The sequence below is a fragment of the Sedimentitalea xiamensis genome (genome assembly GCF_030164465.1).
Classification (GTDB): domain Bacteria; phylum Pseudomonadota; class Alphaproteobacteria; order Rhodobacterales; family Rhodobacteraceae; genus Sedimentitalea; species Sedimentitalea xiamensis.
The window spans coordinates 1-19882 of the sequence record NZ_JASNJE010000015.1; the positions used below are offsets into that span (position 1 = coordinate 1).

Consider the following 19882-nt stretch of genomic DNA (forward strand, 5'->3'; position numbering starts at 1 on the left):
ACCGCGTCCGAAGCGCGCCTGGCAGTGGTGCTGACATGAAACATCCTCCTGAAAAGGATGAATCACAATCGACCCCTCAAGGGAATCCCCAGCGACTCAGGGTTTCCCCGAAATGCTTTAGCGCAAGCGGTTGAGCAGATCCAGAGTCGGCTGGCCGGTGGCGGGCAGGCCGACGCTGCGCTGGTAGGCGCTGATCGCGGCCTCGGACTTCGACCCGATCACGCCATCCGCACCATCGGTATCAAAGCCCGCCGCCGTCAGACGGCGTTGCAATTCCTTGCGGTCGTCCAGGGTCATTCCATTGGCATCCGGCGGAAAACCGCCCCGGATGGGAGGGCCGCCGACGATCCGGTCGGACAGGTGCCCGATCCCGATGACGTAGCTTTCCGAGTTGTTGTAGCGGGTGATGACAGCGAAATTGCGGAAGGTCATGAACGCCGGGCCATTGGCCCCGGCCGGGATGATGATCGACGCGGGGCCATAGTCCGGCACGGCGCGCCCGTCCATGTCGCGCACGCCCATTGCCGCCCATTGCGAAGGACTGCGCGTGCTGCCGCGCCCGAAGGGGCCGGAAAATCCCGGGGGCAGGCGCACTTCGACCCCCCAGGGCTGACCCCGCGTCCAGCCGCTTTTCGCGAGATAGGCGGCGGCTGACGCCAATGCATCCGTGGGATCGTCCGACCAGATGTCGCGCTTGCCATCGCCGCCGAAATCCACCGCATAGGCCTGATAGGAGGTCGGAATGAACTGGGTGTGCCCCATTGCACCCGCCCAGCTTCCCGTCATCCGGTCCGGCGTCACATCGCCGTTCTGAAGGATCTTGAGCGCGGCAATCAACTGGCTCTCGAAGAACGCGCCGCGGCGTCCGTCATAGGCCAGCGTCGACAGGGCCGAAACCACCTGGATGTCACCGCGCCGCTCTCCGTAGCGGCTTTCCAGCCCCCAGATCGCCGTGACCACCTCCTTTTCGACGCCGTAGCGGGATTCGATCTGGCCGAGCGTGTTGTTGTACTGGCGCAGTTTGGCCTTGCCGGCGCTGACCCGGTCGTCGGACGCGGCTATGGCGAGATAGTCTTCGAGGGACCGTTTGAATTCGGTCTGGTTGCGGTCGCGTTCGATCACGTCGGGAAGATAGCCTGCACCGCGAAACGCCCGGTCGATCGTGGCCTGCGATATGCCCTGCGCCGCGGCGCGGCTTTTGAACCCTGCAACCCAGGCATCGTAGCCGGCGTTCGGGACCGGGCGCATCGGCGAGGATGCGGTTTGCGTCACGCTTCCTCCCGAACAGGCCGTCAACAGCGTTGCCGCCATGCCAAGACCTACGGCGCGTCGCGAAATTCGCATTCTGGTGTCTCCTGCTCGTCAGACCTGGCTTTTCGCCTTGGTGCAATCCTTACCCGACCGGCGGTCGCAAACAAGGCAAAGTCGGACGGACTGGCGGGATTCCCCGGTTTTCAGTGCCCGCTTGCGCCAGCGCGCGCGAGCGCCTACATCTCCGCCCTATGGCAAAGACGACATCAGACCCCAACTACAAGGTGATCGCCGAAAACCGGCGGGCGCGGTTCGATTATGCCATCGAAGACGATCTGGAATGCGGGATCCTGCTGGAAGGGTCCGAGGTCAAATCGCTGCGACAGGGCGGGGCCAATATCGCCGAAAGTTATGCTTCGGTCGAGGACGGCGAACTCTGGCTGATCAACAGCTATATCGCGCCCTATGATCAGGCGAAGACCTTTCGCCATGAAGAACGCCGCCGCCGCAAGCTCCTCGTGTCGCGAAAGGAACTGTCGAACCTATGGAACGCGACCCAGCGCAAGGGCATGACGCTGGTGCCGATCGTGATGTATTTCAATCACGCAGGTCTGGCCAAGCTGAAAATCGGCATCGCCAAGGGCAAGAAACATCACGACAAGCGCGAAACCGAAGCCAAGCGCGACTGGTCCCGTCAGAAACAACGGCTGCTCAAGGACAACCGCTGAGCGCCAGTGCCGTCCAGTGGCGACTAGAAGGCGTATTTCACCGCCAGTTGGACGCGATCCGCGTCAAAACTGATGCCGTCTCCCTGCTGTCGCGTGCCGGTGTAATATTCCGCCATCAGCGTGGTGTTGCGGAACACGGTGTAGAAGGCGGACAGGTGCAGGCCGGTCAGTTCCTCGGTGTCCGCCCCGTTCGCCTCATCCTGCTTGAGCCAGCTCGCGGTCGCCGCCAACATGAGCCTGTCCGTGACATCGTGGGACAGGCTCAGGGCCGCGGCATTGACCCCGACCGCGCTGCCATTGATCAACAGCGCGTCGCCGGTCAGACCAGCGGCCAGAATGTCGGAAATGCCTTCGCCCGTGGTCACGTTGGCTTGCAGTTTGCCGCCGGACCAGGGGGTAAGGACGGTCGCGAGGTTGACGCCCCATCCCTCGAGCGCGCCTCCGGCGATCACGGTGTCCCGCCACAAACCGGATGCGCGCACCATGCCCAGGTCGAAACCGTAGCGGATCGCCAGCGTGTAGGCATAATCGTCGGAATTCGCGATGTCCTCTTCGACCGATGCGGACAGGATGACGTCGCTGATTCCGTCATAGGTGTATCGAACCTGCGGTGTCCGCGCGAAGGGCAGAGCGCCGGCGCCCTGGAAATCAACCGTCGGGGCAAGGTTTTTCACCGACATGAAGTTGGTCCAGTTCTGCCCGATCATCAGCCCATGCCACGACACATAGGCATGGCGGAGCCGAAGATCATTGTCGGCGCCATAGAAATCGCCTTCGAACCTTGCGAACACGTCGTTCGGTCCGACGACATCGAAGCCGATCCGGGTTTCGTTCAGCTGCTGGCGGTCGAAATCGCCCGCCTCCGGCCCATTCGGCAGGCCGATGGACTTGATCCCGCTGGTGGTTCGTCCCAGGTCATAGCCGTCGTCCCAGATGAAATCGGCCTTGATATAGCCATACAAGGTCACGGAAACACCGCCGCCCATATCAAGCGTCAGAGGGGAACGGGATTCTTCGGAAACGGCGGGATGCGCAAATAGAAACAGGGTTCCAAAGGCAAATGCTCGGGGAATTAGGCGTGGGGGCATGTGGGGGTTCTCCCAACTGATCTGCCCAAAGCCTAGAACGTTTCATTTCGTCTTGGTGCGGAAAGACCTTTGGCGGACCCAGTTTTTCGACAGGCGTTGCCCACGAACAACGATGGTTCCACGACTCGCCTTGCCGGGTTCGCGCGTTTACGGCATGCGCCTTGTCTGCAAATGACGTTTGGCGCGGATCGAACCCAGCCCGCGTTTTCGCCTGTATGTGCTAACACAATCAAAGGCGGAGTAAGATTTTATCTTCACAGCTTTACTTGTAAAACTGTCGATGTATTAGCTGAGAATGTTACGAGGTGCGCGCGGAATAACCGCGTTTTTTGTTAACGAGGACCAGGAATTACCATGAAAATCTTGAAAGCAAGCTTCATCGCCGCCGGGCTGACACTAACGTCTGGGGCGGTATCGGCCGCGACGTTGACCTACGTCGGCGAAGGCGCGCGTGCGAATGTGACCGCGAAGGACAATACACCCAACGCCGGTCCAGACTATCCGGACTACATCAATCGTGCGGCCGCCAGTTTCCGGATGAAGGACGCGACGAATGCGCTCGGTCTGGGAACGGACTTCTTTGCATTCTGCCTCGACTTGGCCGGAGTTATCGCAAGCAGCGACAACTACGTCATCAACAACGTCAATCCGTTCCAGCCGGTCCGCGTGTTGCAGCCGATCCAGCGGGCCAATGTCGAATTGCTCTTCGATGCCGCGTATGCGGATGTGGATGCGACGAACAGCACGGATGCTGCGGCGTTCCAGCTGGCCCTTTGGGAAGCCGGCTATGAAACGGCTGCGGGTCCGCTTTCCCTGACGTCGGGAAATCGTATCGGCAGCGGTTCCACCGCGGCGATCACGGCGCGCGCCAATGAATTTCTCGGCTGGATGACCGGGACGGTCAGCGACCTGTTCACCGTCAATTTCCTAGACGCGGACAGGGACAGCAGCCAGGATCTGGTGATGGCGGTCCGCAACCCGCCGTCGGGGGAAGAGCCGCCCACCGTTCCGGTGCCGGGCGCGGCGGTCCTGCTTCTCGGTGGGCTGGGCGCGCTGGGGGCTCTGCGCAAGCGGGGCAAGGCGAATTCCTGATCGCTTCCGCGACCCGCTGCACCGATCCAACTCCAACGCGAAAAAAGGCATCGGCAACGGTGCCTTTTTTGGCGGCGTAATACTTTTCGTGCGCCTTGATTGGACTTGCCTTGGGATCACGGGATAATGAGGCGCGGCACGGGCGATGACGGCAAGGAGTTGGCCGAATTGCAGGGCCTCGCGCCGGCCCTATTCCTTTTGAGGGTCAAAGCGCCCGAAAAACGGGGAAAGAAAGACTTTGCCGCCACAAGTGACGGGTGGCGGTCGGGAACGATCCAGGGTCCAATGTTCTCTACCTAATGCAATGAACCTGTTTTGAAATGCCGTGGCGTCCTGCCGGTCCAGCGTTTCACTGCACGGGTCAGGGCGGCCTGATGCGCATAGCCCAGTTCCTGTGCGAGACCCTGAAGGGACTGCGCCGTTCCACCGCTGAGACGCGCGATCGCCAGTTCCGCTCGGGTGCGGTCGATCACTTCGGACAGTGTCGTGCCCTCTTCCTTCAGGCGCCGGCGCAGCGTCCGCGCGCTTACGCCGGCAGCGCTCGCGACCGAGTCGATCGAAGGGAAAGCAAAGGGCAGCATGCTTGCCACGAGCGTGCCGATATTCTCGGCCAGCGTCTCGCCGGCACCTATCGTGTCCCACGGTTCATCGGCCGGTGCGCCTGTCATCGCGCCGGAATGGTCCGGCATGACCCGATCCGCGGTTTCGTCCGGTATGTCGAGTTCCAATCGCCCGCCCTCCGCAGGGTGGATACTCTCGCCGAGCCAGGGGTGCAGATGGTTCAAAGCTGCAACGGGGTGCGGCGTCATCACAACGCGCGAAATGCACTGCGTCGTCCCGCCAGCCGCGCGACAGACGCCCTCCACGAGGGCGGCGACGTATTGCTGTACCAGGTGCCGCGCCTCCGGGTCTCCGATATTCGCGGCCCACCCGTCTCCGACGCGAACGAACCCATCGCAGTCCTCCACGGTGAAGATCTCGTGTGTGCAGTGTCGCGGCATGTTGCGGGCGATATTGTGAAGCCCCGCGCGCACGGTCGGCCCAGCCAGGCCCATCGCTCCGATCGGACCGATTTCGAATACTCCGCGGTCCCTGGCGATCCTGAATGGCGCGTCCGGACCCGAGGCTCTGGCGGCTTCGACGAGCAGCCGGACCGCCCCGCGCAAGGGAACCGGAAGTAGCGGGCTATCGTCCGGCACCCAGGCCAACCCGGATCGTTCGAACAACGGATGCGGATCAATGCCCTGCTCGGACAACCACCGCCGTATCGGCGCGGTTGCGGCGGCGCGTATGAGAGGGATCGATCGTGAAAAGGCCATACGCATAGCCTAGGGGAAAGGCGTCATGGCCCCAAATGTTAAATTCGGGCCTCCGCTTTGATCTGCATCAAACTTCCCGCCGCGTCAGGGTGCAAGGCTTCCGCCGTGCTTCGGACATCGTCTCCCCCGCATCCCGGTTCGGGCCGGGCGACGCCCCTGCGCTCCGGCTTTTGAGAAACGATGAAAGGAGACCTTCGATGATTGCAGGAACACGAGCGATGGCGTTCGTGATGGCCGCCGGGATGCTGACCCTGCCGCCAGCGGGCGGAGCCGTCGCCCAGATGACGCCCGGCGCACCCGGCGCCACCACGACCATCGACGGGCGCCAACTGCCCCCTCTGCCGCTGCCCTTCGGCGGCACGATTGCCGAGCAGGCGGAGAAGTCCACGCCGTGGTGGCCTCCGCAGGTCGTGCCCCCGAAGAACGCGCCGAACGTCCTGCTCATCATCACCGACGATGCGGGCTTTGGCGTGCCGAGCACCTTCGGCGGCGTCATTCCGACTTCGACGATGGACGCGCTTGCCGCCGAAGGGCTGCGCTTCACCAATATTCATTCCACCGCACTCTGCTCGCCCACCCGCGCGGCTCTGATCACCGGGCGCAACCATCATTCGGTCGGCTTCGGCGTGATTTCGGAGCAATCGACGGGCTATCCCGGCTACAACTCCGTCATCCCCGATGACAAGGCGACGATCGGACGGATCCTGCTCGACAACGGTTACAGCACCTCGTGGTTCGGAAAGGATCACAACACGCCTGCCTTCCAAGCCAGCCAGTCCGGCCCCTTCGATCTCTGGCCGACGGGTTTGGGTTTCGAGTATTTCTACGGCTTCGTCGGCGGCGACTCGAACCAGTGGCAGCCGAACCTTTTCCGCAACACCACGCAGATCTACCCGTTCGATGGCAATCCCGAGTGGAATCTCGTTACCGGCATGGCCAACGACGCCATCGACTGGATCACCCGGATGCACCAGATCGACCCTGGCAAGCCCTTCTTCGTGAAATACGCCCCCGGCGCGACGCACGCGCCGCACCATCCGACCAAGGAATGGGTGGAGAAGATCGAGGCAATGAACCTCTTTGACGACGGCTATGAGGCGCTGCGCCAGACCATCTTCGAGAACCAGAAAAAGATGGGGCTCGTGCCCGAGGACGCGACATTGACGCCCTGGCCCGCCGACAAGCTGAAGCCGTGGGACCAGCTCAGCGACGATGAAAAGAAGCTTTTCATCCGGCAGGTTGAGGTCTTTGCCGCCTACGCAGCCTACAGCGACCATGAAATCGGTCGCGTGATCGACGCCATCGACGCGATCGGCGAACTCGATGACACGCTGATCTTCTACATCAACGGCGACAACGGCACTTCGGCCGAAGGCGGCCCGATGGGCACGCCGAATGAGGTCGCCTTCTTCAATGGCCTGAACGAGCTGCCTGTCGAAACCCAGATGAAATGGTACGATGTCTGGGGCACCGAAGCGACCTACAACCACATGTCGGCCGGCTGGTCCTGGGCTTTCGACACGCCGTTCGACTGGTTCAAGCAGAACGCCTCGCGGCTTGGTGGCATCCGGCAGAACATGGTCGTTTCGTGGCCGAACGGCATCACCGACAAGGGCGGCAAGCGCGACCAGTTCATGCATGTGATCGACGTGGTTCCGACGATCCTCGAAGTGTCGGGTATCAACGCGCCGCTGGAAGTCGATGGCATCCTGCAGCACCCGATCGAAGGAACGAGCTTCGCCTACACCTTCGATACGGCGAATGCCGATGCGCCGAGCCGCCACACCACCCAGTATTTCGAGATGATGGGCCAGTGGGCACTCTATCGGGAGGGCTGGCTGCTCAGCACCAAGGTCAACCGCGCGCCGTGGGAAGCCTTTGGAGCCGCCAATCCCGATCCGCTGAACAATCAGGTGCTGGAACTCTACGACCTCACCAAGGACATGAACCAGACGACGGACGTTGCCGCGGATCACCCCGACAAGGTGAAGGAGTTGAAGGCGCTCTTCATCGAAGAGGCGCAGAAATATCAAGTCTTTCCGATGGACGCGTCGGTCGGGAAACGCGTTGCCGCGCCGCGCCCCAACATCACCGCCGGAAGGACGGAATTCGTCTACACTCGGCCGATGACGGGCCTGCCGCAGGGTGACTCGCCCAGCCTGCTGAACAGTTCCTATACGATCACCGCAGAGATTGACGTGCCTGCGGGCGGCGCCGAGGGCATGATCCTGACCTCCGGCGGACGCTTCGCGGGCTACGGCTTCTATCTGCTCAAGGGAAAACCCGTGTTCACCTGGAACATGCTCGACCTGGAGCGGATCCGGTGGGAGGGGGCGGACGCGCTGTCCCCCGGCAGACACACGGTCGAATTCGACTTCAGGTATGACGGGCTCGGCGCGGAGACGCTTGCCTACGACAGCATGAGCGGCCTCGGCAAGAGCGGGACCGGCACGCTGAAGGTCGATGGAGCCGTCGTCGATACGAAGGAGATGAAGAACACCATTCCCATGATCCTGCAGTGGGACGAGGCGTTCGACATCGGCTCAGACACGCTCACCGGCGTCTATGACACAGACTACAAGCCACCGTTCCCGCTGACGGCGACGCTCGAGAAGCTGACGATCAAGGTGGACCGCCCGAAGCTGAGTGAAGCCGATATCAAGAAACTCGAAGATGCGGAACAACGCGCCAGCGACTAGGGCTTCGGGACACGAGCACATCCGGTCCGCCATCGGCCGGGTGTGCTTCAAATGCCGCGATCCGTAGAATGGTTCGGCCTCGGAGAACTGCTTTCGGACGATGCAGCGCGGTTTTCCCGCCGAGGGCTAGAACCCGGTCGCCTTGGCGGAAGGGGCTTGAACGGGATAGACGGTTGTCCACGCCATGCCGGGGTCGTGCCGATGCCGGTCCACAGGGGGATAGGGAAGCGCCGAAGAACCAGCCCTGAAACATGTCCGGGCCGCGAAACCCGCGAAGTCCAGAGATTCGCGGGCTGCGGCCGGGCCGGGGCAGAACGCATTCAAAGTCTTCCAGGGACTTGATCCTTTCGGGGAAGGTTTCTCTGCCCCTGGTGGCTGTGCGGCCGGGAAAAGCGAGGTTACTGGCTAACGGGATTGTCCGCCGGGTCCATGTAGGTGATGTCAAAGGGTCCGGGGCCGTGGATCTGGACGATGGTTTCGGCCGTGGTCCAGGCGAAGTGCGGATGGCCCGCGGGCATCTCCACGAAACCGCCGGCCTTCAGCAGCGTGCCGGCATTGATGTCCAGTTTCTTGCCGTGACCGACGTTGAATTCACCCGCGATCACCGTGATCAACTCGTCACCGGAGTGGATATGCGCGGGCACGTCGTACCCTGCGGGAAACTTCAGGCGCAGGACGAACCAACCTTCGGCAAAAGGGTTGCCGGACAAGACGGCGATTTCGGCGCCGGCGGGCAGAACCGCAGGTGCCGGGACCCATTCGGCCGTCTCGGCAACATACGGCGCCGGGGCGTGGTCGTTCTGAGCCTGCGCGGCACTGGCCGCGGCAAAGGTCACGAGGGCGGTAACGAGAGAGGTCTTGAAGGTCATGGTCTGGGTCCTTTCGGGTTGAGAACGGCATCTTGAAGCCAATGGTCGTCCGGATGGCGGAGCGCGCGGCGCGGGCCTTTCAGTTCCAGCCATCCCGACAACCTGGAGCGGCGGCGGCGATGAAGCAGCATTGTTCCGCGTGGCACCTCGTAAATCATTGTCTTGTCCTGACTTCTTGTCGTTGTGCGGTGGCAAGGTCGCCGCCATGTGACAAGGTATAGGGACGACAGAACGGCCCCGCTTGGCGGAGAGTTGGAGATGTTCTGGAGGTTCCTTGGAGAATGCTGCGGATCGAAATATGTCATTGTCTTAGCGTCATACTTTCATATGTCAGCCGATGCGCCACCTCGTGGATCGGGCGAAAATGCCGAGGTTCCCGGCCCTTGGGGCAAATTTCTGTTGTCTTGATCAACGATCAGGCGGACAGTTTCCCGCATGATCTACGCGTTCGAGAATTTTGAGGTGGACCCTGCTCGCGCTGAATTGCGCAAAGAAGGCAGGCCCGTCCACATCGAACCGCAGGTCTTTCAACTCATTCATCTTCTGGTGACCGAGCCAGACCGTGTTGTCACAAAGGACGAACTTTTCGCAGGGATCTGGGGAGATCGGATCGTATCTGATGCCGCCCTGTCCAGCCGTATTCGCGACGCTCGAAAAGCCCTGGACGACGACGGTTCAGAGCAACGCCTGATCAAGACGGTGCAGCGGCGCGGTTTCCGTTTTGTCGGTATCTTGCGCCAGTCCGCGCTCGCCGGCGCCGCCAAGGACGCACCGCCGCAAGAGCCTGTGGAACAGGCCGAAGGAACGCGCCCGTCCATTGCGGTGCTGCCATTTCGCAGGGTCGGCCAAACAGAGGATTGGGGTGCGATTGCCGAAGCCGTGCCGGCAGAGCTGATCTCTTCGCTGTCCCGTCTCAGATGGCTGCGGGTCCTGGCGCGCGGGTCGGCCTTTCGGTTTCGCGACCCCCTGCCGGACTTGTCCGTCATCCGGTCCAGTCTCGGTGCCACCTATTGCCTGGCAGGTGACGTCGAGATTATCGGACCCAGGGTCGCGATCTCGGTCGAACTGTCGGACACGCGCGACGGACGGGTGATCTGGTGCGAGACACTGTCGGGCGGGATCGATGACATCCACCGGATCAGGACCGATATCGTCCGCCTGGTCTGTTCCGGACTCGAACTGCACATCAACATTCACGAAACCGAGCGCGCCCGCCTGCGCCCGCCCGAAAGCCTGGATGCCTGGAGCCTCTATCACCTTGGGCTCAACCACATGTATCGCTTCAATGGCAAGGACAATGCCATTGCCGCGGACTATTTCGCGAAGGCGACCCGTCTCGATCCCGGCTTTGCCAGAGCCTTCGCGGCCAGGTCCTTCACCTGCTTTCAGGCCGCTTTCGTGAACTATTCCTCCAACCGGAAGCTGGAAGTCGAGAATGCCAGGCGGTTTGCGGAAAGATGCCTCGAGATCGACCCGACCGACCCGTTCGGGAACTTCAACTTCGGGCGATCCTTCTGGCTGAACGGAGATCACGAAGCCGGCCAGACATATCTGGCGCGGTCAATCGGGATGAGCCCGAGTTTCGCGCATGGACTCTATGCCCGATCCCACGCCGAAATGATTGCCGGTCAAGGCGCTGAAGCGATCGCTTCTGCCGATGAAGCCATCGCGCTCAGCCCGCTGGACCCGTTTCTATACGCGATGCGCCAGGCCAAAGCCATGGCCCTCCTGCACCTGGGCGACTATGAGGAGGCCTGCCGGATCACGAATGCGGGCGCCCGTGAACCCGGTTCGCATTATATCGTGACGAGTATCGCGGCCGCGATCAACAAGGTCTCCGGCAAGGAATCGCAGGCTCGGCACTGGGCCGACCGGACCATCGCGCAACGCCCCGATGCCTCGATCGCGCAATTCTTCTCGGCGCTCCCTTTGCGCGATCCCGGTGTCCGGGGCGAGGTATACGGGGCTCTCAAGAGTCTCGGGTTTCCGGAAACCTGATCTCGGAAGGCTCCGCAGAACGCTGATCTCGATTGCGGCCGCGATGGCGACGCCGGTCCCGCGTTGCGGTTATCCGCAAGGGTGCCGATTTTGCGATCGCCGCGAATGGCCGCTGCGGCATTCGGAAATGCAATTGATCCTCGCCGTTCAAAACGGCCTGCCGATGACGGGAGCCGAACTGTCGGACGACATATGGAAGAGGGCCGTCAACCTGCGCCACGATGCCGACCGATCCGTATCTGCCGCGATATTCGATTGTTTCGTCACTCCGCAGCCGGGTGAAAGTGCGCGGCGCGCCTGTCTGGCCTTGTCGCAACGGTCGGCGGATTTGCGGCATCATCCCGCATGTCTCGCGACCGACGCCGGCCTTGCAACGCTCGCGGCGGGAAGCTAGCAAAGGGGGCGCAGGAAACAAGGGGCTACCGACATGCAGGACGATCCCAAGACGCTGGTGTCAACCGATTGGTTGGCGGCCCATCTGAAGAACCCGGATCTGCGGGTGCTGGATGGATCGTGGTATCTGCCCGCAGCGGGGCGCGATCCGAAGGCCGAATATGACGCCGCCCATGTTCCGGGCGCCCGGTTCTTCGACATCGACGATATCGCCGACCACCGGTCCGATCTGCCGCATATGGCCCCGCCTGCGGAAAAGTTCATTTCCCGGCTGCGCGCGATGGGCGTTGGCGACGGCCATCAGGTGGTTGTCTATGACGGGGCCGGGCTGGTGTCGGCAGCCCGTGTCTGGTGGCTTTTCAAGCTGATGGGCCAGCCCAATGTCGCGGTTCTGGATGGCGGGCTGCCCAAGTGGCAGGCCGAAGGCCATGAGGTCGAAGACCTCCCGCCGATGGTGCGGGACCGCCACATGACCGTGCGGGTCCAGAACAACCTTGTGCGCGACGTGACACAGGTGAGCCAGGCCGCCAAGCTCGGCGACCACGCCATCATCGACGCGCGCTCGGCCGGCCGTTTCGCTGGAACCGAACCCGAACCTCGCGACGGTCTGCGGGGCGGGCACATACCCGGGTCGCGCAATGTGCCCTATTCCGACCTGCTCAACGCCGACGGCACCATGAAGGAACCGGCGGACCTGCGGGCGATCTTCGAAGCCGCGGGCGTCGATCTTTCCAAGCCGGCCGTCACCACCTGCGGGTCCGGTGTCACCGCCGCCATTCTGAATCTGGCCCTGGAGCGCATCGGGAAACATGACCATGCGCTCTATGACGGGTCCTGGGCGGAATGGGGTGCCTTTTCCACCCTTCCCGTCGCAACCGGAGACGCCTGATGTTCGAACACCTCAAAGCCCAACCCGCCGACAAGATCCTCGCGCTGATGCAGGCGTTCAAGGACGATCCGCGCGACCGGAAGATCGACCTTGGTGTCGGTGTCTACAAGAACGCGGATGGCGTCACCCCTGTCATGCATGCGATCAAGGCGGCAGAGCATCGGCTGTGGGAAGAACAGGACAGCAAGGCCTATGTCGGGCTGGCGGGTGATCCGGCGTTTGCGGATGCGATGATCGGTCTGGTTCTGGGCGACAGTGTGGCACAGTCCAATATTGGCGCCGCGGCGACGCCCGGCGGCACCGGCGCGTGCCGCCAGGCGTTCGAGCTGATCCGCATGGCCAACCCGGAGGCGCGGGTCTTCGTGTCTGACCCGACCTGGCCCAACCACCTGTCGATTCTGAAATACCTTGGAATCGAAGCCATGGCCTATCGTTATTTCGACGATGAAACGCGGGGCGTCGATTTCGGCGGCATGATCGAGGACCTGAAGACGGCGAAGCCGGGCGACGTGGTTCTGCTGCACGGTTGCTGCCACAATCCGACCGGCGCGAATCTGAACCTCACCGAATGGCAGGCGGTCATAGACCTGATGCTGGACAGGGGGCTGGTTCCGATGATCGACATTGCCTATCAGGGATTTGGCGACGGGCTTGAAGCCGATGCCGCCGCGACACGCCTGGTGGCAGAGCAGGTTCCCGAATGCCTGATCGCGGCTAGCTGTTCCAAGAATTTCGGCATTTACCGGGAACGCACCGGCCTGTTGATGGCGGTGTCCCAGGATGCCGGCCAGCGCAAGCTCAACCAGGACACGCTGGCGTTCCTCAACCGGCAGAATTATTCCTTTCCGCCGGATCACGGGGCGCGTCTGGTGACGATGATCCTGAATGACGACGGGTTGCGCGCGGATTGGGCCAGGGAGCTTGAAGACGTGCGCCTGTCCATGCTCGGATTGCGGCAGTCCCTTGCGGACGAACTACAGCGCCTGTCCGGTTCGGACCGCTTTGCCTTTCTGGCGCAGCATCGGGGCATGTTCTCGCGTCTTGGAACCACGCCCGATAAGGTGGAGAAACTGAGGGCGGACTACGGGATCTACATGATCGGCGACAGCCGCATGAATATTGCCGGTCTGAACGCCCGAACCGTACCGATCCTTGCCAAAGCGATCGTCGACGCGGGCGTCTGATCTGCATGCCCCCTTGTCGGCATAGGGCTGACAGGGGGCAATCCGAACGGGTTCGGCTTGTGCTGAAACGGGCGGTTTGATCTACTCCAGCAGGCTTTCGTTGCATTTGCGGGCCATTTCGATGGCTTTGAACGTTCCTTCAAGGTTGACCGCGAAAGCGAATTCCTTTTCCGGAAACACCGTCATCACGTATTTGCGGGCGATATCTTCGACGAATTGCGGATCGTCCGACAGCACGTATCCGCCAGAGTATCCCTTGGTAATGTTGCCGCGCATCTCGGTCGCTTCGCCGACATAAAGGGTGCCGTCGATGTCAATCACGACTCCTTCGGTATCGCCGGCCTTGAGATCGGTCTTGCCCTTGGTGAAAACGCCGACATAGGCAACGGAACGGTCCGTTGTCAGGCCCATCTGGACGACATTCTCGGCGGCGTCGATCTTTTCAATCAGGCAGGACATCTTTTCGTTATCGACAAAGACCTTCCAGCCCTCGGTTTCGCCATATTTTTCGAAGGTGTCGGCCCCGGCCCATGTCGCGGCGAAAGTGGCAAGAGCGGAGAGGGTAGCAGCAAGCTTGAAGTTCATCAGTGTCTTTCCCTGTTGAGTTTCTGACACGCAAAAGCTGAAGCGTGGGAATGTAATGCTCGTGTGACTGCGGGGCGATTGCAAGGGATTTGAAGGGACACCCGGATCGCGCGGCACTTTTGACGTCGGCCGCATTCGCATCACTGCCAACGCGAGCGGCCCCGGAGTTTGCACCGGGGCCGCGGATTTGCTGAACTGTTCGGATCAGCTCTTTGAGAATTCCGGATAGGCTTCCATGCCCAGTTCCGCCATGTCCAGACCGTTGATCTCTTCTTCTTCGCCGACACGGATGCCGATTGTCGCCTTGAGAATGAACCAGACGAGTCCCGACGTCACGACAACAAAGGCCCCGACGACGACGATGGAATACAGTTGGGTCATCAGGTTGGCGTCGCTGTTGGTGAACACCACCGCGATCGTGCCCCAGATCCCCGCGAAAAGGTGAACCGGAATGGCGCCGACCACATCGTCGATCTTGAGCTTGTCGAGGAACGGCACCGCGAAGACCACGATCACGCCACCGACGGCCCCGATCAGGGTGGCCGAGATCAGCGACGGTGTCAGCGGTTCGGCGGTGATCGACACGAGGCCCGCCAGCGCGCCGTTCAAGATCATCGTCAGATCGGGTTTCTTGTACAGAAGCTGGGTCAGGATCAGGGCGGCCACGGCGCCGGCTGCGGCGGCGGTGTTCGTGTTGCCGAAGATCCGGCTGATGTCTGCGACATTGCCTGCGGTGTCCATGTAAAGCTGGGAACCACCGTTGAAGCCGAACCAGCCCATCCACAGGATGAAGGCACCCACGGTTGCCAGCGCCAGGTTGGAGCCGGGGATCGGGACCACGCGCCCATCCTTGGAATATTTTCCAATCCGCGGGCCAAGAATGATCGCGCCTGTCAAGGCGGCCCAGCCACCGACCGAATGCACGACGGTCGATCCGGCGAAGTCCAGGAAGCCCATCTCATTGAGGAACCCGCCACCCCATTTCCAGCTTGCCTGAACCGGATAGATCACTGCGGTCAGGACGATCACGAAGAACAGGAATGGCCAGAGCTTGATGCGTTCCGCCAGCGCCCCGGACACGATCGACGCAGTGGCGGCGCAGAACATCAGCTGGAAGAAAAAATCCGATCCGACGGAAGCATAGGTCAGATCGGGTTCGGCGCCGGTCAGACCGACCGGTTCCAGGCCGGTGATGCTGAACGCGCCGAGAATGTTGGTGATCGTCCAGCCGTCGCCGGGATACATCAGGTTGTAGCCAAGCAGATAGTAGAACAGCGAAGCGAGCGAGAACAGCGCCATGTTCTTGGTCAGCTGCATCGTCACGTTCTTGGACCGCACCAGCCCGGCTTCGAGCATGGCGAAACCCGCGGCCATCCAGAACACCAGAACCCCCATCACGAGGAACATGAAGGTGTTCAGAATGAACCCGATGTCCGCGTTGGTCGGCGTCGTGTCAGCCTCCTGCGCCAGCCCCAGCGTCGGCAAGGCGACAAGTGCGGCCGCCAGGGGGAGTGTCTTGAGAAGTTTCATGTCGTCGTATCCCTTTGTTTGCCGCGGCATCACAGCGCGTCCTCATTGGTTTCACCGGTCCGCACCCGAATGGCTTGCAGGACGTCCAGAACGAATATCTTGCCGTCGCCGATCTTGCCGGTCTTGGCCGCCTTTGTGATCGTTTCGACCACGAGATCCGCCATTCCGGCGGAGACCACGATTTCCAGTTTGATCTTGGGTACGAAATTCACCGCGTATTCAGCGCCACGGTAGATTTCGGTGTGGCCGGATTGCGATCCGAAGCCTTTGATTTCTGTCACCATCATGCCGCGCACACCGGCTTCGGTCAGTGCTTCACGGACCTCTTCCAGTTTGAACGGCTTGATTGTCGCAATGATGAGTTTCACCTCTATCCCCTTCACTAGGCGGGCAACCCCGCATGTTTGCACCCGCAGAAAAACGGGTCAGTGTCGGGTTGGGAAACGATTCCGGGCCGGAAACCGGGCAGCATTCCGGAAAAATGCACAATTTTTGCACAAAAATCCAAACATGATGAAAATGTAGGCGAACAAGAAAGGCGATTGCCGGAGTGGACTCGCTCTCTACAAACGATTAACAGCGCGCTATTGTCGCCCAAACACCAAGGCCGGGCAGGGCTGATCATGGCACAGAAATCTTCGGGAAAGCCGCCCCTGGTGGCTGACAAACGCTATCCTTCCGGGTCGCGCAGATCCGCCAAGGCGAAAAGCGCGAAGACCGGCACGGCGTCTCCCAGAACGAAGCAAACGACGCGAAAGCGCACCCGGAAGAGCCGGTCCGGATCTTCGGGGCGCGGTGGAATACGCGGCTTTTTCCGGGGCCTCATCGGATGGGTATTCCGGTTGGTCTGGGCCTTCACCTGGCGCGTCGGTGCCGTCATCGGCCTGGGTGTCGCGCTGTGGGTGGGCTATATCTACACCACCCTGCCGGATGTCACGGCGCTTCTGGACGGGCGGGCGCGGGGATCCGTGACAATGCTCGATCGCAATGGCGACGTGTTTGCCTGGCGCGGCGATCAGTTCGGCGGCGTCATCACGACGGACACCGTTTCCCCGCATATCAAGAATGCGATCGTGGCCACGGAAGACAAGCGGTTCTACCGGCATTTCGGCGTCAGCCCCCGGGGCATAGCCAGCGCCGTCCGCATCAACCTGAGCGAGGGGCGTGGTCCGCTGTCGGGGCATGGCGGTTCGACGATCACCCAGCAAACGGCAAAGCTGCTTTGCCTTGGCGAACCCTACGATCCCGCTTCAGGCATCAGTGAAGCCAAGTACGAGGCGGAGTGTCGTCGCGGGACCCTTTGGCGAAAGGCCAAGGAAGCCGTGTTCGCCATGGCGATGGAGCTGAAATACACCAAGGACGAAATCCTGACTGTCTATATGAACCGGGCCTTTCTGGGGGCCGGGGCCCGCGGTTTCGAAGCCGCCAGCCAGCGGTATTTCGGCAAATCCGCGTCGAACGTGACCCCGGCTGAAGCGGCGATGCTGGCGGGACTTCTGGTGGCCCCGACGCGCTACGCGCCGACCAACAGCCTGACCCGGTCCCAGAACCGGGCCACGGTGATCGTCGGGCTGATGGAGCAGCAGGGATATCTGAACGCCTCCGAAGCCGACAAGGCGCGCAATTCCCCGGCGCAGCTTTCGGAGGCCGCCGCCGAACGGGCGGGCGGCTATTTCGCCGATTGGGTCATGTCCAGCGGCCCGGAGTTCTTTACCCGCAATACGACCGAGGATGTGATCATTCGCACGACGCTGGACCGCCGACTGCAGGCCGCCGCCGAAGATGCGATGCAGTATATCTTTGAAAACAAGGTCCGTGACGGGTCCAAGGCGGAGGCGGCCATCGTTGTCATGTCGGCTGACGGAGCGGTGCGCGCCATGGTCGGCGGACGGGAAACCAAGGTCGCGGGGGCCTTCAACCGGGCGATCCAAGCCAAGCGGCAGACCGGATCGGCCTTCAAGCCCTTCGTTTACGCCACCGCGATGGACCTAGGTTTTTCCCCATTGGACACGGTCGTCGACGAACCGTTCTGCATGGATATTCCGGGATCGGGGCAATGGTGCCCCAAGAACTATACCAACCGGTATTACGGCAGGGTCACGTTGGCCGAGGCATTGAAGGACTCGCTGAACATCCCTGCGGTCAAGGTGTCCGAACGCGTGGGCCGCGAACTGGTGCGGCAGGTGGCCGCCCAGTTCGGGATCGACAGCGATCTGGCGGCAGGTCCGGCCCTGGCGCTGGGCGCGTCCGAAAGCACCCTGATCGAAATGACCGGTGCTTACGCGGGAATCCTGAACGGCGGCTCTGCGGTTACACCCTATGGGCTGACGGAACTCAGGCTGCTCGGAGACCGGGAACCCCTGATGGGGGCCGACGGTGGCATCGGGGAGCGGGTGATTCAGGTCGAGGCCGCGCAGGAACTTATCTGGATGATGGAAAAGGTCGTTTCCGACGGATCGGGACGCCGCGCGGCGCTTCCGGACTGGCAGGCTGCGGGCAAGACCGGCACGACTCAGGCCGCCAGGGATGCCTGGTTCATCGGCTTCACCTCGCAATATGTCGCCGGGGTCTGGATGGGCTATGATGACAACACCCCCTTGACCGGGGTGACGGGGGGCGGGCTTCCGGCCGAAATCTGGCATGAAACCATGGTGCGTGTGCACAAGGGGCTGACGCCGACTCCCTTGCCGATGAAGGCGCCGGAAGGAGCGACCCGGGATCGTGACGGTGGCGCGGGTTCGGTCGCGTCCGGCGGCGGCTCTCTGGGAGCCGTCGTCGATCAGGTGCTGCGCGATATCTTCGGTGGCGGCGGCAGCGGCGGCGCGGCCACGCCGCCCAGGGCGAACAACGACCGCTGACGTTCAGCCGACCTTGTTGAGATCCGCGATCAGCTGGTCGATATTGCCCTTGCGCCGGTCCAGCATCGCGCCGATCTCTGTGCGTTCGGTCAAGAGCAGGTTCACGCCTTCGATGAACATGTTGAAGAACAGGTTCTTGCCGGACTTGTCCGACACCAGGAACGTGACTTCGAAAGGTGCCTCGCCCCGCAGGATGGCGGTGCTGCGGATCTCGTAGCCGCTTTTGATCTTGCGCGAGGATTGAACTTCGACCTTGCCGCCGATGAATTCACGGAACCGCTTTCCGTACTTCCGCGAAATATATCCCTGAAAAGCGGTGGTGAAGGCCCTCATCTGAGCCGCACTGGCCCTGCGCGCATCATTGCCAAGCGCGTAGCGGGCCATGATCGGAACGTCCGCGTACCGCACGAAGATCTTTTCGAAATCGCGGATCATGGCGCTTTCGGATTTTCCCGACGCGATGACGCCATTGATCTCTCCGACCAGTTGATCCACCAGCGCGCGCGCGCCCGCCTCTGTCAGGGCCAGCGCCGGAAGCGGCAGGGCCATCAATCCCGCCGTCGCGATGCCTGTTAGCAAGAAGTTTCGCCTTATCAGTTGCTTACTCTGCATAGGGGTCCTCGTATGGGTCAAAGGAATCGTTGGCATAGGGATCAACATAGGTATCCCCACTGTTGCCTTCCAGTTCGAACCGGCGGTTCTGCAGAAAGATCAGGCGGGAAACGGCATAGCTGTCGGCACTTTCATACAGGATCGAATCGATCGTATCCGAGAACCGGCCCCGCGCGCTCAACCTTTCGACGCCTTCCGCATAGAAACCGATGTTGTCGACCGGGCGCTGCGGTGCGAAGGTCAGCGGATTTGTGAAGAAGTCGACGAAGACGCCCACGGCGTCGCGTTGGGTCGAAGGCCCGAAGAAGGGCAGTTCGATATAGGCGCCTTCGCTGAAGCCCCAGACCGCCAGGGTTGCGCCGAAGTCGGTTTCGGTTTCCGGTATTCCGAAGTCGCTGGCCGGGTTGGCCAACCCGAAAAAACCGATGGTGGAATTCATCAGGAAGCGGCCCAACGAAATTCCGGCCTGCCTCAGATCGCCTTGAAAGAGAAAATTCGCCGCGTCGCCGGGTTCCGAAAGATTGGCGGCGAAATTGTTGAAACTGTCCTCGATCGGATCGGGCACCAGATTGGTGTAGCCCTTTGCCGCCGGGCGGAACAGCATCCGGTCCACCGCAAGGTTGAACTGGTGCACATTGCGGTTGTTGGCCTCGAAGGGATCAAAGGGCGTGTCGCTGGATCGGACGTCAGGTTCCGGCACGGCGCAGGCCGAAAGCGCGACCAGCATCGCAACAGCAAGAAAGATCCGTCTTGGGCGCCGTGTCGTGTCCATGAGATCCGTATCCAA

16 protein-coding genes are annotated in these 19882 nt (G+C 61.8%); 7 read left to right on the plus strand and 9 right to left on the minus strand.

The annotated features are described in order from the left end of the window. Nucleotides 1–117: 117 nt before the first annotated feature. The gene (locus tag QO034_RS12815; RefSeq protein ID WP_284485935.1) at nt 118–1344 is read right to left on the minus strand and encodes a lytic murein transglycosylase; all 1227 of its coding nucleotides are present in this window, start codon (nt 1342–1344) and stop codon (nt 118–120) included. A gap of 158 nt (nt 1345–1502) precedes the next feature. Here QO034_RS12815 and smpB point away from each other — a divergent pair, with 158 nt between their 5' ends. Then, nucleotides 1503–1979, plus strand: coding sequence for an SsrA-binding protein SmpB (smpB, locus tag QO034_RS12820; RefSeq protein WP_284485936.1), 477 nt, complete (start codon nt 1503–1505; stop codon nt 1977–1979). A 23-nt stretch (nt 1980–2002) separates the two neighbouring features. Here the strand turns inward: smpB and QO034_RS12825 are convergent, their stop codons facing one another. Next, on the minus strand, nt 2003–3067 hold the full coding sequence (locus QO034_RS12825) for a DcaP family trimeric outer membrane transporter (protein WP_284485937.1): 1065 nt from the start codon (nt 3065–3067) through the stop codon (nt 2003–2005). Between the two features lie 354 nt (nt 3068–3421). Between QO034_RS12825 and QO034_RS12830 the strand changes: the two genes are divergently transcribed. Continuing rightward, a complete protein-coding gene (locus QO034_RS12830; RefSeq protein ID WP_284485938.1) occupies nt 3422–4159 on the plus strand; it encodes a hypothetical protein in 738 nt (245 codons plus the stop codon). Nucleotides 4160–4455: 296 nt separating this feature from the next. Here QO034_RS12830 and QO034_RS12835 read toward each other — a convergent pair whose 3' ends face one another. Beyond that, nucleotides 4456–5478 (minus strand): AraC family transcriptional regulator, encoded by a 1023-nt coding sequence (locus QO034_RS12835; RefSeq protein WP_284485939.1) that lies wholly within the window; start codon nt 5476–5478, stop codon nt 4456–4458. Between the two features lie 197 nt (nt 5479–5675). Between QO034_RS12835 and QO034_RS12840 the strand changes: the two genes are divergently transcribed. Then, nucleotides 5676–8177: an arylsulfatase gene (locus QO034_RS12840; protein ID WP_284485940.1), complete on the plus strand. Its 2502-nt coding sequence runs from the start codon at nt 5676–5678 to the stop codon at nt 8175–8177. 398 nt (nt 8178–8575) lie between these two features. On the opposite strand, the gene QO034_RS12845 is transcribed toward QO034_RS12840, so the two are convergent. Continuing rightward, on the minus strand, nt 8576–9046 hold the full coding sequence (locus QO034_RS12845) for a cupin domain-containing protein (protein ID WP_284485941.1): 471 nt from the start codon (nt 9044–9046) through the stop codon (nt 8576–8578). 435 nt (nt 9047–9481) lie between these two features. On the opposite strand from QO034_RS12845, the gene QO034_RS12850 reads away from it, so the two are divergent. The 3 genes from QO034_RS12850 (at nt 9482) to QO034_RS12860 (ending at nt 13510) form a co-directional block, all read left to right on the plus strand. Continuing rightward, nucleotides 9482–11044, plus strand: a complete 1563-nt coding sequence (locus tag QO034_RS12850) for a winged helix-turn-helix domain-containing protein (RefSeq protein ID WP_284485942.1) — start codon at nt 9482–9484, stop codon at nt 11042–11044. A gap of 427 nt (nt 11045–11471) precedes the next feature. Continuing rightward, nucleotides 11472–12326, plus strand: coding sequence for a 3-mercaptopyruvate sulfurtransferase (gene sseA, locus QO034_RS12855; RefSeq protein ID WP_284485943.1), 855 nt, complete (start codon nt 11472–11474; stop codon nt 12324–12326). Beyond that, nucleotides 12326–13510, plus strand: coding sequence for an amino acid aminotransferase (locus QO034_RS12860; protein ID WP_284485944.1), 1185 nt, complete (start codon nt 12326–12328; stop codon nt 13508–13510). Before sseA ends, QO034_RS12860 begins: the two co-directional genes overlap by 1 nt. An 81-nt stretch (nt 13511–13591) precedes the next feature. On the opposite strand, the gene QO034_RS12865 is transcribed toward QO034_RS12860, so the two are convergent. The 3 genes from QO034_RS12865 to QO034_RS12875 form a co-directional block, all read right to left on the minus strand. Further along, the gene (locus QO034_RS12865; protein ID WP_284485945.1) at nt 13592–14095 is read right to left on the minus strand and encodes a hypothetical protein; all 504 of its coding nucleotides are present in this window, start codon (nt 14093–14095) and stop codon (nt 13592–13594) included. A 204-nt stretch (nt 14096–14299) separates the two neighbouring features. Further along, the gene (locus QO034_RS12870) at nt 14300–15625 is read right to left on the minus strand and encodes an ammonium transporter (protein WP_284485946.1); all 1326 of its coding nucleotides are present in this window, start codon (nt 15623–15625) and stop codon (nt 14300–14302) included. Between the two features lie 29 nt (nt 15626–15654). Beyond that, on the minus strand, nt 15655–15993 hold the full coding sequence (locus QO034_RS12875) for a P-II family nitrogen regulator (RefSeq protein WP_284485947.1): 339 nt from the start codon (nt 15991–15993) through the stop codon (nt 15655–15657). Between the two features lie 255 nt (nt 15994–16248). Between QO034_RS12875 and QO034_RS12880 the strand changes: the two genes are divergently transcribed. Next, complete coding sequence (locus QO034_RS12880) at nt 16249–18483, plus strand: transglycosylase domain-containing protein (protein ID WP_284485948.1); 2235 nt, start codon at nt 16249–16251, stop codon at nt 18481–18483. Nucleotides 18484–18486: 3 nt separating this feature from the next. Here QO034_RS12880 and QO034_RS12885 read toward each other — a convergent pair whose 3' ends face one another. Beyond that, on the minus strand, nt 18487–19095 hold the full coding sequence (locus QO034_RS12885; RefSeq protein WP_284485949.1) for an MlaC/ttg2D family ABC transporter substrate-binding protein: 609 nt from the start codon (nt 19093–19095) through the stop codon (nt 18487–18489). After that, entirely contained in the window at nt 19085–19867 is a 783-nt protein-coding gene (locus QO034_RS12890; protein ID WP_284485950.1) for an MlaA family lipoprotein, read from the minus strand. The genes QO034_RS12885 and QO034_RS12890 overlap by 11 nt, the downstream gene beginning before the upstream one ends. Between the last annotated feature and the right edge of the window lie 15 nt (nt 19868–19882).

Excerpts from the sequence above, each read along its gene's own strand:
- QO034_RS12815 (WP_284485935.1), bottom strand. The coding sequence starts at position 1,344 with ATGCGAATTTCGCGACGCGCCGTAGGTCTTGGCATGGCGGCAACGCTG.
- smpB (WP_284485936.1), top strand. The coding sequence starts at position 1,503 with ATGGCAAAGACGACATCAGACCCCAACTACAAGGTGATCGCCGAAAAC.
- QO034_RS12825 (WP_284485937.1), bottom strand. The coding sequence starts at position 3,067 with ATGCCCCCACGCCTAATTCCCCGAGCATTTGCCTTTGGAACCCTGTTT.
- QO034_RS12830 (WP_284485938.1), top strand. The coding sequence starts at position 3,422 with ATGAAAATCTTGAAAGCAAGCTTCATCGCCGCCGGGCTGACACTAACG.
- QO034_RS12835 (WP_284485939.1), bottom strand. The coding sequence starts at position 5,478 with ATGGCCTTTTCACGATCGATCCCTCTCATACGCGCCGCCGCAACCGCG.
- QO034_RS12840 (WP_284485940.1), top strand. The coding sequence starts at position 5,676 with ATGATTGCAGGAACACGAGCGATGGCGTTCGTGATGGCCGCCGGGATG.
- QO034_RS12845 (WP_284485941.1), bottom strand. The coding sequence starts at position 9,046 with ATGACCTTCAAGACCTCTCTCGTTACCGCCCTCGTGACCTTTGCCGCG.
- QO034_RS12850 (WP_284485942.1), top strand. The coding sequence starts at position 9,482 with ATGATCTACGCGTTCGAGAATTTTGAGGTGGACCCTGCTCGCGCTGAA.
- sseA (WP_284485943.1), top strand. The coding sequence starts at position 11,472 with ATGCAGGACGATCCCAAGACGCTGGTGTCAACCGATTGGTTGGCGGCC.
- QO034_RS12860 (WP_284485944.1), top strand. The coding sequence starts at position 12,326 with ATGTTCGAACACCTCAAAGCCCAACCCGCCGACAAGATCCTCGCGCTG.
- QO034_RS12865 (WP_284485945.1), bottom strand. The coding sequence starts at position 14,095 with ATGAACTTCAAGCTTGCTGCTACCCTCTCCGCTCTTGCCACTTTCGCC.
- QO034_RS12870 (WP_284485946.1), bottom strand. The coding sequence starts at position 15,625 with ATGAAACTTCTCAAGACACTCCCCCTGGCGGCCGCACTTGTCGCCTTG.
- QO034_RS12880 (WP_284485948.1), top strand. The coding sequence starts at position 16,249 with ATGGCACAGAAATCTTCGGGAAAGCCGCCCCTGGTGGCTGACAAACGC.
- QO034_RS12885 (WP_284485949.1), bottom strand. The coding sequence starts at position 19,095 with ATGCAGAGTAAGCAACTGATAAGGCGAAACTTCTTGCTAACAGGCATC.
- QO034_RS12890 (WP_284485950.1), bottom strand. The coding sequence starts at position 19,867 with ATGGACACGACACGGCGCCCAAGACGGATCTTTCTTGCTGTTGCGATG.